Below are 12,746 nucleotides of genomic sequence, written 5' to 3'. Positions count from 1 at the left end.
GGGTGGCCTATCTTGCTCAACCCAAAAGGATGTCCCATGAGCCAGTTCTTCCAGATTCATCCGGAAACCCCACAGCTGCGCCTGATCAACCAGGCGGTCGATATCCTGCGCAAGGGTGGGGTCGTGGTCTATCCCACGGATTCCGCATACGCCATTGGCTGCCAACTCGAGGACAAGCAGGCGACCGAGCGCATCAAGCGCATTCGGCGACTGGACGACAAGCATAGCTTCACGCTGGTGTGCCGCGATCTCTCCGACATCGGGCAGTACGCCAAGGTGGATAACACGCAGTACCGTCTGCTCAAGAATTTCACGCCGGGGCCCTATACCTTCGTTCTCGATGCCACCAGTGAAGTGCCGCGGCGATTGCTGCATCCCAAGCGCCGTACGATTGGTCTGCGGGTGCCCGATAACGCCATCGTGCAGGCCCTGCTGGCGGAGTTGGGCGAGCCGATCATGAGCAGCACGCTGATACTGCCGGGGGCGACGGAACCGATGACGGATCCCTACGAGATCCGTGAAACCCTCGAACATGACCTGGACCTGATCATTGATGGCGGCTTCTGTGGATTCGAGCCCACGACTGTCGTCAACTTCTGCGGGGAAGTGCCGGAAGTCGTCCGGGTGGGCAAGGGCGATCCCGCCCCATTCCAGTAGGTGAAGCGGCGGGATCAGGCCCGGGTGTTCAGGCTGAAGGCGAACTGACGGCTCTGGCCGGCCGCTTCCAGTACGGTGGCGCTGGCGTTCCGGCGCAGGCTGTCGTAGCGGTGGGCCAGGTCCTGCAGTCCATTGAATTGCTGGTTGTCACTGACGATCTGGTCCAGCACCCTGTTGTTGACCCCATAGGCCTGGTTCAGGCGCAGGGCGGTATCCACGAATGAAACGGTCGGTTCGTTGACACTGAGCCGGCCAAACGCCTCGCGAAACGCCTTGTTGTTGTCCAGGTCCTTTTCTATTTGCTGGCGGGTCGATTCCGGCATCAGTGCGTTGACCGAAAAATTACCCGCGTCGTTTTTGGAGACGGCAATCCGCGTTGCCGGATTCAGGCTGTATTCGGCAAGTTTATGCCGCAGCGTCTCCTTGACGAAGGCATGATCCTGCCCCACGTTCTGCTTGAACGAATTCACGGACAGCTTGCTGGATGCCTTGACGGTATCGCCGCCATTGATGGTGACGCTGTCACCGTCCGCTGCGGACGGTTTCTCGACTTCGGCCCCAGCGCCCGCCTGTGCGGCCGCCCTCTGGGCTGCCCGGTTTTCTGTGGCCTGTTGGAAGCTGGTGCCGGCCCGCATCAGTGATGTCAGCAGAGACATGTTTCTCAATCCCCGAACGTCATGGTTTCAACGCTTGCAGGAGTCGATGTGCATAATACGGGCCAGGTTGGCGGGCTGCGGTGAGCGGGGGCGGGCACTTGCAACGCGCTGAGGTCCACGTGGTAGGTTCGGACGTAGATGCTTCCCCCAACGCGTGCATCGAACAGGAGGAATGACAATGACGGACAAAGTCATGCTGATAACGGGCGCATCCTCAGGCATCGGGGCGGCGACCGCACGGGCGGCAGCCCGGGAAGGTTATCGCCTGGTGCTGGCGGCGCGGTCCGCGGACAAGCTGAGATTGCTGAAGGATGAGCTGGGCGGTGAATCGCAGGCGCTGGCCCTGACCTGCGATGTCCAGGATTTCAATCAGCAGAAAGCGGTGGTCAGGCAGACGCTGGATCATTTCGGTCGACTGGATGTGGTCTTTGCCAACGCCGGTCGGGGCGGTTCCCCGGGAGGCTTCAGTGGTGCCGATCATGAAGCCTGGCGGGACATGATCCTGACCAATGTCTATGGCGTTGGCCTGACCCTGCAGGCCGCGTTGCCGGCGCTGCGCGAGTCGAAGGGACACGTCCTGCTGACCGGATCGGCGGCGGGCCGGGCGACCATTCCGGGGTCTATGTACAGCGCGACCAAGTGGGCAGTCTCAGCGATCGGTTACGGTCTTCGGGAAGAGCTACGCGGCTCCGGGATTCGCGTGACGCTGATCGAGCCCGGCATGGTCGATACCCCGTTCTTCGACGAAAAGCCGGATCATGCCCTGGTCGATGAGGACATCGCCCGTGCCGTCATCTATGCGGTGTCGCAGCCGCCACACGTGGATGTCAACGAAATCCTGGTGCGGCCGACGCCCAGGGTGGAGTGACTGGCGGGTCTGGAGTGGTGCCCCCGGCAGGACTCGAACCTGCTACCTGTCCCTTAGGAGGGGACCGCTCTATCCAGATGAGCTACGGGGGCAAACGGTCCGGTATGATACCCATGGGGTGCGTCTGGCTCAACCTATGCAGTAGAGAAGGCCGGTTTGCGTTTGCCGGAATCGTCTTTTCGGCTTGGCCGACCGGCCGCGAACCTGTTAATTTAGAGGAATCCTTTCTGACGTGATGTCACGGAGCTTTCCTTGGGAACCGTTCCCCTGCATGTGTCCTTCGTCTTGCCTGTGTTGAACGAGGCGGAAGGGATTGTCGTTGCCTTGAACGATCTGCAGGGCTGGCGCGATCAGGGGCACGAAGTGATCGTGGTGGATGGCGGCAGCAGCGATGCAACCCGGGATCTCGCCGAACCGCTTTGCGATCAGTTGGTCTCGTCGCCGCGAGGTCGGGCGAACCAGATGAATGCTGGCGCTGCACTGGCGGGCGGCGAAGTGCTGGTCTTCCTGCATGCCGATTCCCGTCTTCCCCTGGATGCCCTGCACCAACTCCAGCAATTCGTTGACAGCCCGGAGGCCTGGGGCCGGTTTGACGTACGTCTCTCCGGTGAGCGACTGGTCTTCCGGGTGATCGGCTGGTTCATGAACCAGCGTTCCCGGGTCACCGGAATCGCGACGGGAGATCAGGCCATGTTCGTGCGTCGCGTCATTTTCCAGGAAGTCGGCGGTTTCGAGTCCCTGCCATTAATGGAGGACATCGCCCTCAGCCGGCGCCTGCTGGCGCTCTCTCGCCCCTACTGCGTCCGCTCCCGGGTGACGACGGACAGCCGCCGCTGGGAGCAGAAGGGGGTCTTCAGGACCATGCTGTTGATGTGGCAGTTGCGCTGGCGTTACTGGCGCGGCGAAGATCCCCTGAAGCTGGCCGAGGTCTACTATCCCGATGCGAACACCCGAGCGGACTGATCCGGCCGGTGGCATGCTGATCCAGTTTGCCAAATGGCCTGAATACGGCCGTGTGAAAACCCGTCTGGCCGCTGTGATCGGGGCGGATCAGGCCCTTGAGGCTCACCTTCTCCTGACCCGTGCCGTTCTCGATAACCTGGTGGCGTCGGGCTACCCCCTGGCATTCTGGTGGGATCGGCCGCAGCCACCCAGCGTGTCCCACGCTCACGAGTTGCTGGAGCGGCTTTGCACGCTTGGCGTGCCCCAGTTCAGTCAGGAAGGCGTGGATCTGGGTGCGCGTATGGCTCACGCACTCAGCTCGGGGCTGGCACAGGCTCCCAAAGCGCTTATCGTGGGCAGCGATTGCCCCTCCGTGGATTCGGGTTACATCCAGCAGGCGTATGCAGCGCTCGATAAGGTGGATGTGGTTCTGGGACCGTCGGATGATGGTGGTTTTGTGTTGATCGGCGCCCGTCGCGACCTGGGCGATACGCTGACCGGGATCGAATGGGGAACGGCAAGTGTCCTGGGGCAGACACTGGCGGCCTTGTCAGACGCCGGATTCTCCGTCAGGCAGTTGGCAAACCGGTGGGATGTCGACGACGTCACCGACTGGCAGCGTTTCCTGGCAGGTCGATTCGCAAGCTGATCCGGTGGCTACGGGCAGCCCCGCCCGTCGGCGACGGGCGGGGCTGCTTCAGGGCAGGAAGAGGGGGAGCTATCGCCGTTTCATGAAGTACAACGTCAGCGGCTGCCCCTGTACGCTCTGGACATCACTGCCCGTCGCCTCCGCTTGCAGCTGCTTCTGGACCGGCGCCAGTGCGAGGCTGTGGCCGTCACTGTCCTGGGCGCGAACCAGCTTCCAGTTGACTTCGTTGCTGAGCAGGCCAATCAGTCCTTCCAGTTGGGTTTCGTCCTGCGGGCGGAACCAGCGGTTATAGCAGCCACCCAGACCGTAGAAATCATCCTCGCGAAGCAGCGCGCCCAGTTCCTGATCCTGCGCATTGTTGATGATCATGCGTCGCAGGCGGCGAAGGGATGCCCGGGTCTCCGGCAGATTGTGCTGCCGGATAAGCTGGCGGATGTGGCGGTCGGCCTCCGAATCACCGTCAACCCGGGTGTGCAGGTGCACGACGGCACCATGGCCACTGGCCTGGTCCACCAGTCTGGCCAGCGACAACGCGTGCAACTGCTCCGACGGAAGGCGCCCGACCTCGACCCAGTGCACCCGGTGGCCATCGGCAATAAACCGGTTGGCCAGGGACCAGGGCCAGAACACGATATGATGCAGCCCCATCTCCTGTGCCGTGCGACTGGCCCGTGCGATGTTTGAGAGCGACTCGTCCACGGCCACGACTTCCACGTCGCTGAGGGAGGCAGCCAGTTCCAGCGCCCGTTGCCCCGACTCGGCACCGCATACCAGGATACGCAGGGTCTCCGGCAGGGTGTCGGTATCCAGCCCCAGCTTGGTCCTCATGATGGCTTTGAGGCTGCTCTCGCTGTGGCGGGACAGGGTCTGCCAGGCCGGCCAGGCCTGCGGTACGTCGGCCCGTTCCAGGGTCAGTTCAGCGGCCTTTTCCTCGAAGGGCTGTTTGATGGCCTCTTCCGTTGCGCGATGGTAGTAGCTGGCAGCCAGGAGCGGCTGCAGGCCGACCGGCCACTGCGTCAGGTTCCAGCGGCCGATGTCCACGGCGAAGGTTTGGTGGAACAGGGCGCCGTACATGGCGCTGATCATCAGCGAGCCCGCGATATCCTCCAGCGGCTCGCCCATGGCGAACTGCGCGCGGATGCTGTTGTTGATGGCGTCAATCATCCGCTCTTCTTCATCGCCGACCAACAGCGCGTAACCGGCCCGGTCGGCATACAGGGCGATGGCTACGGCGAGACCATGAACCTCAGGGCGCAGTGTGGCGGTTTGTGCGATTTCGGTGAGGATGGCATGACGCAGCAGGGTCACCAGGTTTTCGACCCGGATATCCGGCATCAGGGTCTTTTCCAGGGCTAGCAGGAGCAACTCATCCTCGGCGGCGGCTTCGAGCAGGACCGCGGCATTGGGATTGTCCAGGTCGTACTGCTGGCACAGGATGGCGGCGGCGAAGCGGCCGAGGTCCTGATGGGCAACGTCATCGCGGCTGAGCAGTGTGATGGCGTCGTAGGCCAGTTCGTGGTCGGCACACTCTACCTCAAGGTGGCTGGCGCACGTCACCATACCCGTGCACACCGATGGCCAGTTCAGATCAAGCTGCAGCAGCTTGCGGTAATGCAGGTAGGCCACGTCGAACTGGCCCAGCCGGCGCTTGGCATGGGCAATGCCGCAGAAAGCGGCGGCAGACTGCCGGTCCCGCTGCAGAGCCTCCTGGAAGTACTGCTCGGCCAGGGCCGGACGCTCGCAGGCCAGGGCCCAGTAGCCGAGGTTGGTGTACTGTTGGGCCTGGTCCGGGTTGATGTCTAGGCTGCGCTCAAACAGGGCCCGGGCGGTATCGAGGTTGCCGTCGTCCATTTCCAGGCGGCCCAGCAGGCCCCAGGCGGCTGCGTTGTCATGAGTCAGTTCCATCACCTGCGCCAGCAACTGCCGGCTTTCAGCCCGGGCTTCAACGCGCTGGGTATAGCCGTTGTCCGGTCGATTGGACTCACCGTAGGCGCTGTTGGCGGCCAGTAGCAGCCGCGCGATGCTCGCCTGGGTCCGTGAAGCGACTTGGGGGTGGTGTTGTGCCTGCATGTTTCACCTCGTGATCGTTCTGGCCGCTTTTCGAAGGAGGGCGGCAAGAATCTGCAGCTTTTCTGGCCGTAGACCGTTGTTGAGGGAAGTAAGGCGAAAGCTGTGCCAATCTTGCGGATGTACCGATAATCCTCTGTTTTCAAAGGGTGCGATTGAAATAAAGAGGCCCAGAGAGTTTCGGTACGGATGTTGCTCCGCTATGCTCAGTGTTGCCGCAACGAGTTGAAGAACAACATGAAGGTACTTGTTACTGGAGGCGCGGGCTTTATTGGTTCCGCTTTGATCCGGTTTTTGGTCCAGCAGACCGATGTCTTTGTGATTAATCTGGACAAGCTGACCTATGCAGCCACGCCGGAAGCACTGGATGCTGTGCGTGGCAGCGACCGTTACCGTTTTGAGGCCGTGGATATTTGCGATCGAACGGCCGTGGAACGGGTGTTTGAACAATACCACCCTGATGCCATCATGCATCTGGCTGCCGAGTCCCACGTCGATCGTTCGATTGATGGGCCGGAGGCCTGTGTGCAGACCAATGTTGTCGGGACGTTTGTTCTTCTGGAGGCATCCAGGCATTACCTGAAGCGGCAATCCGCCATGGAGCGGTCCCGCTTTCGTTTCCATCACATCAGCACGGATGAGGTTTTTGGCGATCTGGCGCCGGATGCCCTGCCGTTTACCGAGGCGTCACCCTATTCGCCAAGCTCGCCCTATGCGGCGACAAAGGCCGCATCGGACCATCTGGTCCGGGCATGGGGGCGCACCTATGGCGTCCCCGTGGTGTTAAGTAACTGCTCGAACAACTACGGCCCGTTTCAATACCCGGAGAAGCTGATTCCTCTCACCATCTTCAACGCACTGCGGGGAGAGCCACTGCCGTTGTATGGGCGGGGTGACCAGATCCGGGACTGGTTGCATGTCGATGATCATGCGAAGGCGCTGTTCCGGATATTAAGCCAGGGGCAGGTTGGTGAAACCTACCTGGTCGGCGGGCAATCGGAGCGGACCAATCTTGAGGTCGTCGAGGCCATCTGCGATCACCTTCAACTGCGGCTGCCCCGACCGCATGGCTACCGGCAACTAATCCGGTTCGTCGACGATCGCCCCGGCCATGATCGCCGCTATGCCGTTTCTCCCAGCGAAGCATTGACGGCCCTGGGGTGGTCTCGGCAGTACACCTTCGAGTCCGGCATTCGCCAGACCGTCGACTGGTATGTCGACAATCGGGAATGGCTGTATGGAAGTGGCGCAGATGGAAGCCGTCAGGGTGCGGGAGGCAGTGGATAGGATGAAAGGCATCATTCTTGCCGGTGGCTCCGGGACGCGGCTCTACCCCATTACCATGGGGGTATCCAAGCAACTGCTCCCTGTCTATGACAAGCCGATGATCTACTATCCCTTGTCGGTTCTGATGCTGGCCGGTATTCGTGACATTCTCATCATCACGACACCAGAGGACCATGACAGCTTCAGGCGCATTCTCGGCGATGGCGGCTGCTTCGGCATCAACCTGTCATACGCCGTTCAAAGGGCGCCTGAAGGGCTGGCGCAGGCGTTCCTGATCGGGGCGGACTTCATAGGACGAGATTCCGTCTGCCTGGTTCTCGGCGACAACATCTTCTACGGGCAGGGCTTCTCGCCAAAACTCCGGGAGGCCGCTGGGTTGGAGGCGGGTGCCCGGATTTTTGGCTACCAGGTACGTGATCCCGAGCGGTTTGGTGTGGTCGAATTCGACAGGGACCGGCGCGCCATCTCGCTGGAAGAAAAACCCCATCGACCCAAGTCCAGTTACGCCGTTACCGGACTCTATTTTTACGACAACGACGTCATCGATATTGCTCGCTCCATCAAACCATCGGAACGCGGGGAGCTGGAAATCACATCCATCAATCAGGTGTATCTTGAGCGGGGGGCGCTGGCTGTTGAAAAGCTGACACGCGGTTTCGCCTGGCTCGATACCGGCACCCACGAGAGTCTGTTGGAGGCGGCCCAGTTTGTGGAAACGATTGAGAAGCGGCAGGGCTTCAAGATTGCCTGTCTCGAGGAAATCGCCTTAAACGAAGGGTGGTTATCGACTGACGATATCCGCAAACTGCCGTCGTTCCAGGCCAGCAATGGCTATGGCGACTACGTTCGCAATCTGGTGGATGAATATGATTCCGGTGACTAGGCCCTTCCTTCCGCCTCGCGACAGGCTCGAATATTACTTGGACCGGGTCTACGCGTCGCGCCAGTTGACTAACAACGGCCCGCTGGTCCAGGAGCTTACGTCCCGTCTGGAAGAGCATCTCGGGGTTGAGAACATGTTGCTGGTCGGGAACGGCACGTTGGCGATCCAGATTGCTGCAAAGGCACTGGGTATCAATGGCGGGACTGCCGTAACGACGCCCTTTACGTTCCCGGCGACGAGCTCGGCGCTGGCATGGCAAGGGGTGGAGCCCCGCTACGCGGACATCGACTCCGCTACTTTGAACCTGGACCCCGCGTCGGCAGCTCAAATCGTTGATGCCTCTACAAACGCACTTGTTCCCGTTCATACCTATGGCAATCCATGCGCCGTGGAGGCGTTTGAAGATCTTGCCCGGAAACGCAACCTCAAGTTGATCTACGATGCCTCCCATGCCTTTGGCGTCGATTATAAAGGAAGAAGCCTTTTGCGGTGGGGGCATGCAGCGACGATCAGTTTTCACGCCACCAAGTTGTTTCACAGTGGTGAAGGCGGCGCCGTCGTTTTCAGGGACTCGAGCGACCTTGAGGTGGCGCACAGGATGATCAACTTCGGCTTTCGGGATGGCATGCCTGTTGAGGTTGGCATCAATGCCAAAATGAGCGAGCTGCACGCCGCGATGGGGCTTGCTGTGCTGGAAAGTGTTGACGAGATCATCGAGCAGCGGTGTGCCGTCCGGAATCAGTATCGAAGGGAGCTCGGAGACTGGGTCGAGATGCCCGAATTTTCAGCCGATGCCTCGTTAAACGGCGCCTATGCCCCCATCCTTTGCCGGGACATGGCCCATCGGAACCGGGTCAGGGAACAGTTGGCCAGGGGAGGCTACGACAGCCGCGGCTATTTCTATCCGGCGCTCGGAACCCTGGGCCTCTACTCCAGGCAGTTTACCGATGCCGGTCGGCAGCAAGCTGATCGTGTACTCTGTCTGCCGATCTTTGTCGGCCTGACTTCGCCGCAGATCCACGACATCTGCAATATCGTCAAATCGGCGACACCGGATAAGTAAAGAGTATGAAACGTGATCAATTGATTATCTACGGTAACGGTCACATGGCCCGGATGATGGCCGAGATCGTGTCGCTGCAGTACGAGGTGGTGGCTTTCACCGTGGAGCGGCGGCTCATCGAATTCCCGACGTTTCGCGACCTGCCGCTGGTTCCATTTGAGGACGTCGAGGAACGTTACGCGCCAAGTCGCTATAAGATGCTGGTGGCCGTTGGTTATACGGGAATGAACCGGATCCGGATAGAGCGTTGTGCGCTGGCCAGGAGCAAAGGTTACAGGCTGGCGAACTTCGTCGACCGTTCGGTTCGTCTGTATCCGTCGACAGAGCTTGGTGACAACAACATCATCCTTGAGTACGCCGTCATCCACCCCTGGTCCCAGTTGGGCTGCGCCAATTTCCTGAGCAGCCACGTGAACCTCGGTCACGGGACAATAATGGGAGACGGTGGTTGGCTGAATAGTGGCGTCGCTATAGGCGGTGAGACCCGTATTGGCGATCGGTCGGTGTTCGGTATGAACGCTTCAGCTGCCCATGGTATCGATGTGGCTCCTGAAACGTTTGTCGCGGCGAACACCTTCCTGGCGAAGAGTTCGGAGGCGGGGGACGTATTGCTTTCCGACCAGGCTATTCGACACCGCTTTAAAAGTGAGACCTTTCTGAGGTTGATGAAGGTCGTATGAACGAACTGATCTATTCCCGCTTTGCAAGGCAGGTCGCCCGATTCCCTGACAAGACGGCATTGGTGATCGACGGGCAACAGGAGACCTACCGGGAACTCGACTCCGCCGTCGAGGCGGCTGTTACCCATTTAAGGGAGGTCGGACTGCGCCAGGGCGATCATGTCGGGGTTTTGCTACCGAACTGCCGCGAGTTCGTGATTCTGCTGATGGCAGCGGCCAAATGCGGCCTGGTGCTTGTGCCTCACTCCATGAGCCTTGGGCCACGGGCCATTGGAGCAGTCTTTAACCGAACTCGCGTAAAGATCTGCGTTGTCTGGCATGCCCGTGTCCAGGAACTCGGTCAATACCTCGAGGACGGCCATATACGCTGGCTGACCGTCGGTGGCGACGTCGACGGGTATGACAAGCTTCGGACTCGCCGTGACGGGGCCGAGGCCTCCAGCGGGCAGGTGCCCCTTGATGAGACCGGGAAGGACATCCCTTTTATCCTGACGCTGACATCGGGGTCGACCGGCGATCCCAAGCCCATCATTCTTAGCCAACAAACAAAAGTAGCCCGCGCTCAAAGTGCATGTGCGCTGTATGGTCTCTCTGAAGACGACGTGGTCATCGCCTGTACCCCCCTGTACCACTCGCTGGCCGAGCGTCTCGTTCTGCTGCCTTTGATGACGGGGGCTACCAGCGTGCTGCAAACCCATTTTTCAGTTGACGCCTGGTTGGAGCAGGTGGAGCGTCAGAAGGTCACGTTCACCATGATTGTCTCCACGCAGGTCCGGCGCATCATCGACCATTGTCATGCCAGGGGAGAGTGCCTGCCGAGGTGTTTGCGAGTGCTGGTCTCGTCATCGGAGCGGCTATCGTTTGATAGCAAGAAGGCCTTCATGGCGGTCTTTGATGGTGAGTTCCATGAGTGCTACGGTGCCTCAGAGGTCGCGACAGTCTCCGACCTGAATGCCACCGCATTCCCGGAAAAATGGAATTCCGTCGGGTATCCGGTGCCTGGTGTGGACATTCGAGTGGTCGGTGATGATGACCATCCCCTTCCCGCCGGCGAGGCTGGCGAAATCGAAGTCGCCAGTCCACTGGCCTTTTCCGGTTATTACGACTTGCCTGAAACGACCCAGGCCGCAATGCACGGAGACTACTTTCGTACCGGCGACATCGGGATGCTCGATGAGGACGGTTTCCTGTACTTCCTGGGGCGGCACAAGCACACCATTATCACCGGCGGCATCAATGTCTATCCGAGGGATGTAGAGGATGTCGTCAACAGCGATCCATTGGTGGTCGAGTGCGCGGTTTTCGCGGTGGAGGATCCTACCCTGGGCGAGGCCGTTGCGGTTGCTCTCGTGGCTCCGGATCTGGATAGAAAACTGATACGCCGCGTGCGCCTGCTATGTTTACGGGAGCTGAGTGACTACCAGCAACCTCGTCGTATCTATGCTTTCGACGCGATTCCCCGGAGTGGTTTATCCAAGATAGATCGACGGGCTATTGCCGAGCAGGCGAAAAACATGACCCCGGTATTCGAGGTATGAGCTTGAACCAAAAGCAACCTAAGCCCCTGGAATTAGCTTTCATCGGCGGCTCTATCGTATCGGCCGTCGGCTATACACATGGTGTCGCCAGCCAGATGGACCACCGCTGGAGACTGGCTGCGGGGTGTTTCAGCACGCGCCCCGAGGTCAACGCGGAAACAGCAGCGCGCTGGGGGGTATCGCCGGAGCGGCTTTATCCGGACTGGAAGACCCTTCTGGAGGATGAGAGGGGCAAGGCTGACGCCGTTGTTATTCTCACGCCCACGCCTTGTCACGCGGAAATGGTCGAGTCAGCGCTCAGGGCCGGCTATCCGGTGATCTGCGAGAAAGCGCTGGCCTGCAATCGTCAGGAAATAGAGCGCATCGAACATGTCCTGGAAGAAACGCACGGGTTCCTGGCTGTCACCTATAACTACAGCGGTTACCCGATGTTGCGGGAGCTCCGTCATAAGATCTTTGCGGGGGAGTTGGGCGAGATTCTACACGTCCAGATCGAGATGCCCCAGGAGGGCTTCATTCGACTCACCGCGTCGGGCGATCGCCCCTGTCCCCAGTCCTGGCGACTCAAGGATGGTGATATACCAACGATCTATCTGGATCTCGCGGTGCATCTTCATCACCTGAACCAATATTTGACGGACAAACAGCCGGCGAAGGTTGTCGCTGACCAGGACAGCCACGGCTGGTTCGATGGTGTCGTTGATAACGTGTCCTGTCTGCTGCGGTACGAGGATGGTATGCAATGCCAGATGTGGTACAGCAAGTCCGCCCTGGGATATCGCAACGGCCTGCGTGTTCGGGTCTTTGGCCGCCAGGCAAGTGCCGAGTGGTTGCAAACCAGTCCTGAGGAACTGCTACTGAACCACGCAGATGGCCGACGGGAAATCCTCGACCGGGCGGGAGATGTCAGCTACGCCAGCCAGCGTCGCTACGAACGCTTCAAGGCGGGCCATCCGGCAGGTTTCATAGAGGCCTTCGCCAACCTCTACGAGGATCTGGCCGATGCTGTTATCGATTTCAAGGAAGGCCGACCGGTCAGTTCACCCCATGTTTTCGGTGTGCAACATGCGGCGGAAGGCATACGTCTGCTCGATGCTGTGGTGGCATCAGCAAAGCAGGAAAAATGGATCTATCTCAAGCCAAAAGGCAGTACCAAGCAATGACCCGGTATTCACGCAAGGACCCGGAATTCCGTGCTGAGGTTGTCGGCACTATTGCCGGCGCGTTGGAAAAGCGTGGGCCACTTCCGCAAGAAGGGGATCTGGAAGATTACGAATACCTTTCGGCCGGACACGTCGACTCGCTTTCACTCCTGGGTTTTATTGCCGAGCTGGAAGAGCACTTTGATATTGAATTCGAGGATGAGGATTTTGAAAGAGAGGCGTTCCAGACCGTAGGTGGGCTGGCCGACCTCATCCGTGAGAAACGGCTCGATTAGGACAGGATGGGATTTCCG

General features: G+C 59.9%; 13 protein-coding genes and 1 tRNA gene. 11 read left to right on the top strand and 3 right to left on the bottom strand.

From position 1 onward, the window contains the following. The first annotated feature begins 36 nt into the window (after positions 1-36). On the top strand, positions 37-657 hold the full coding sequence (locus EZI54_RS08400; protein WP_131480946.1) for an L-threonylcarbamoyladenylate synthase: 621 nt from the start codon (positions 37-39) through the stop codon (positions 655-657). 14 nt (positions 658-671) lie between these two features. Here the strand turns inward: EZI54_RS08400 and EZI54_RS08395 are convergent, their stop codons facing one another. Then, the gene (locus EZI54_RS08395) at positions 672-1,313 is read right to left on the bottom strand and encodes a hypothetical protein (RefSeq protein ID WP_131480944.1); all 642 of its coding nucleotides are present in this window, start codon (positions 1,311-1,313) and stop codon (positions 672-674) included. A gap of 178 nt (positions 1,314-1,491) precedes the next feature. On the opposite strand from EZI54_RS08395, the gene EZI54_RS08390 reads away from it, so the two are divergent. Then, positions 1,492-2,181 carry an SDR family oxidoreductase gene (locus tag EZI54_RS08390; protein ID WP_131480942.1) on the top strand — a complete coding sequence of 230 codons (690 nt, stop codon included), beginning with the start codon at positions 1,492-1,494 and terminating at the stop codon, positions 2,179-2,181. A gap of 15 nt (positions 2,182-2,196) precedes the next feature. On the opposite strand, the gene EZI54_RS08385 is transcribed toward EZI54_RS08390, so the two are convergent. Then, a tRNA-Arg gene (locus EZI54_RS08385) sits at positions 2,197-2,273 on the bottom strand. A gap of 160 nt (positions 2,274-2,433) precedes the next feature. Here EZI54_RS08385 and EZI54_RS08380 point away from each other — a divergent pair. Beyond that, positions 2,434-3,144 (top strand): TIGR04283 family arsenosugar biosynthesis glycosyltransferase, encoded by a 711-nt coding sequence (locus tag EZI54_RS08380; protein ID WP_131480940.1) that lies wholly within the window; start codon positions 2,434-2,436, stop codon positions 3,142-3,144. Further along, positions 3,122-3,772 (top strand): TIGR04282 family arsenosugar biosynthesis glycosyltransferase, encoded by a 651-nt coding sequence (locus EZI54_RS08375; RefSeq protein WP_131480938.1) that lies wholly within the window; start codon positions 3,122-3,124, stop codon positions 3,770-3,772. Before EZI54_RS08380 ends, EZI54_RS08375 begins: the two co-directional genes overlap by 23 nt. Before the next feature lie 69 nt (positions 3,773-3,841). Here the strand turns inward: EZI54_RS08375 and EZI54_RS08370 are convergent, their stop codons facing one another. Further along, positions 3,842-5,842 (bottom strand): tetratricopeptide repeat protein, encoded by a 2,001-nt coding sequence (locus EZI54_RS08370; protein ID WP_131480937.1) that lies wholly within the window; start codon positions 5,840-5,842, stop codon positions 3,842-3,844. A gap of 234 nt (positions 5,843-6,076) precedes the next feature. Here EZI54_RS08370 and rfbB point away from each other — a divergent pair, with 234 nt between their 5' ends. Genes rfbB through EZI54_RS08335 form a run of 7 tightly spaced genes read left to right on the top strand, consistent with a single transcriptional unit; the run spans position 6,077 to position 12,728 of the window. Continuing rightward, a complete protein-coding gene (gene rfbB, locus EZI54_RS08365; RefSeq protein ID WP_131480935.1) occupies positions 6,077-7,126 on the top strand; it encodes a dTDP-glucose 4,6-dehydratase in 1,050 nt (349 codons plus the stop codon). A gap of 1 nt (position 7,127) precedes the next feature. Next, on the top strand, positions 7,128-8,009 hold the full coding sequence (rfbA, locus tag EZI54_RS08360; protein WP_131481071.1) for a glucose-1-phosphate thymidylyltransferase RfbA: 882 nt from the start codon (positions 7,128-7,130) through the stop codon (positions 8,007-8,009). Beyond that, positions 7,993-9,072, top strand: coding sequence for a DegT/DnrJ/EryC1/StrS family aminotransferase (locus EZI54_RS08355; protein ID WP_131480933.1), 1,080 nt, complete (start codon positions 7,993-7,995; stop codon positions 9,070-9,072). The genes rfbA and EZI54_RS08355 overlap by 17 nt, the downstream gene beginning before the upstream one ends. 5 nt (positions 9,073-9,077) lie before the next feature. Beyond that, positions 9,078-9,752 carry an LbetaH domain-containing protein gene (locus tag EZI54_RS08350; protein ID WP_131480931.1) on the top strand — a complete coding sequence of 225 codons (675 nt, stop codon included), beginning with the start codon at positions 9,078-9,080 and terminating at the stop codon, positions 9,750-9,752. Continuing rightward, positions 9,749-11,290, top strand: coding sequence for a class I adenylate-forming enzyme family protein (locus EZI54_RS08345; protein WP_131480930.1), 1,542 nt, complete (start codon positions 9,749-9,751; stop codon positions 11,288-11,290). The genes EZI54_RS08350 and EZI54_RS08345 overlap by 4 nt, the downstream gene beginning before the upstream one ends. Beyond that, positions 11,287-12,453 carry a Gfo/Idh/MocA family protein gene (locus EZI54_RS08340; RefSeq protein ID WP_131480928.1) on the top strand — a complete coding sequence of 389 codons (1,167 nt, stop codon included), beginning with the start codon at positions 11,287-11,289 and terminating at the stop codon, positions 12,451-12,453. The genes EZI54_RS08345 and EZI54_RS08340 overlap by 4 nt, the downstream gene beginning before the upstream one ends. Then, complete coding sequence (locus tag EZI54_RS08335; RefSeq protein ID WP_131480926.1) at positions 12,414-12,728, top strand: phosphopantetheine-binding protein; 315 nt, start codon at positions 12,414-12,416, stop codon at positions 12,726-12,728. Before EZI54_RS08340 ends, EZI54_RS08335 begins: the two co-directional genes overlap by 40 nt. Positions 12,729-12,746 lie beyond the last annotated feature (18 nt).

The organism is Marinobacter halodurans (assembly GCF_004327985.1).
Taxonomy (GTDB): Bacteria; Pseudomonadota; Gammaproteobacteria; order Pseudomonadales; family Oleiphilaceae; genus Marinobacter_A; species Marinobacter_A halodurans.
The sequence above is the reverse complement of the archived record's forward strand: the minus strand, read 5'-3'. Positions and strand labels throughout refer to the sequence as shown.

What these genes read in the sequence shown, in the direction of transcription:
- EZI54_RS08400 (WP_131480946.1), top strand. Translation starts at nt 37, where the DNA reads ATGAGCCAGTTCTTCCAGATTCATCCGGAAACCCCACAGCTGCGCCTG.
- EZI54_RS08395 (WP_131480944.1), bottom strand. Translation starts at nt 1,313, where the DNA reads ATGTCTCTGCTGACATCACTGATGCGGGCCGGCACCAGCTTCCAACAG.
- EZI54_RS08390 (WP_131480942.1), top strand. Translation starts at nt 1,492, where the DNA reads ATGACGGACAAAGTCATGCTGATAACGGGCGCATCCTCAGGCATCGGG.
- EZI54_RS08375 (WP_131480938.1), top strand. Translation starts at nt 3,122, where the DNA reads ATGCGAACACCCGAGCGGACTGATCCGGCCGGTGGCATGCTGATCCAG.
- EZI54_RS08370 (WP_131480937.1), bottom strand. Translation starts at nt 5,842, where the DNA reads ATGCAGGCACAACACCACCCCCAAGTCGCTTCACGGACCCAGGCGAGC.
- rfbB (WP_131480935.1), top strand. Translation starts at nt 6,077, where the DNA reads ATGAAGGTACTTGTTACTGGAGGCGCGGGCTTTATTGGTTCCGCTTTG.
- rfbA (WP_131481071.1), top strand. Translation starts at nt 7,128, where the DNA reads ATGAAAGGCATCATTCTTGCCGGTGGCTCCGGGACGCGGCTCTACCCC.
- EZI54_RS08355 (WP_131480933.1), top strand. Translation starts at nt 7,993, where the DNA reads ATGATTCCGGTGACTAGGCCCTTCCTTCCGCCTCGCGACAGGCTCGAA.
- EZI54_RS08350 (WP_131480931.1), top strand. Translation starts at nt 9,078, where the DNA reads ATGAAACGTGATCAATTGATTATCTACGGTAACGGTCACATGGCCCGG.
- EZI54_RS08345 (WP_131480930.1), top strand. Translation starts at nt 9,749, where the DNA reads ATGAACGAACTGATCTATTCCCGCTTTGCAAGGCAGGTCGCCCGATTC.
- EZI54_RS08340 (WP_131480928.1), top strand. Translation starts at nt 11,287, where the DNA reads ATGAGCTTGAACCAAAAGCAACCTAAGCCCCTGGAATTAGCTTTCATC.
- EZI54_RS08335 (WP_131480926.1), top strand. Translation starts at nt 12,414, where the DNA reads ATGGATCTATCTCAAGCCAAAAGGCAGTACCAAGCAATGACCCGGTAT.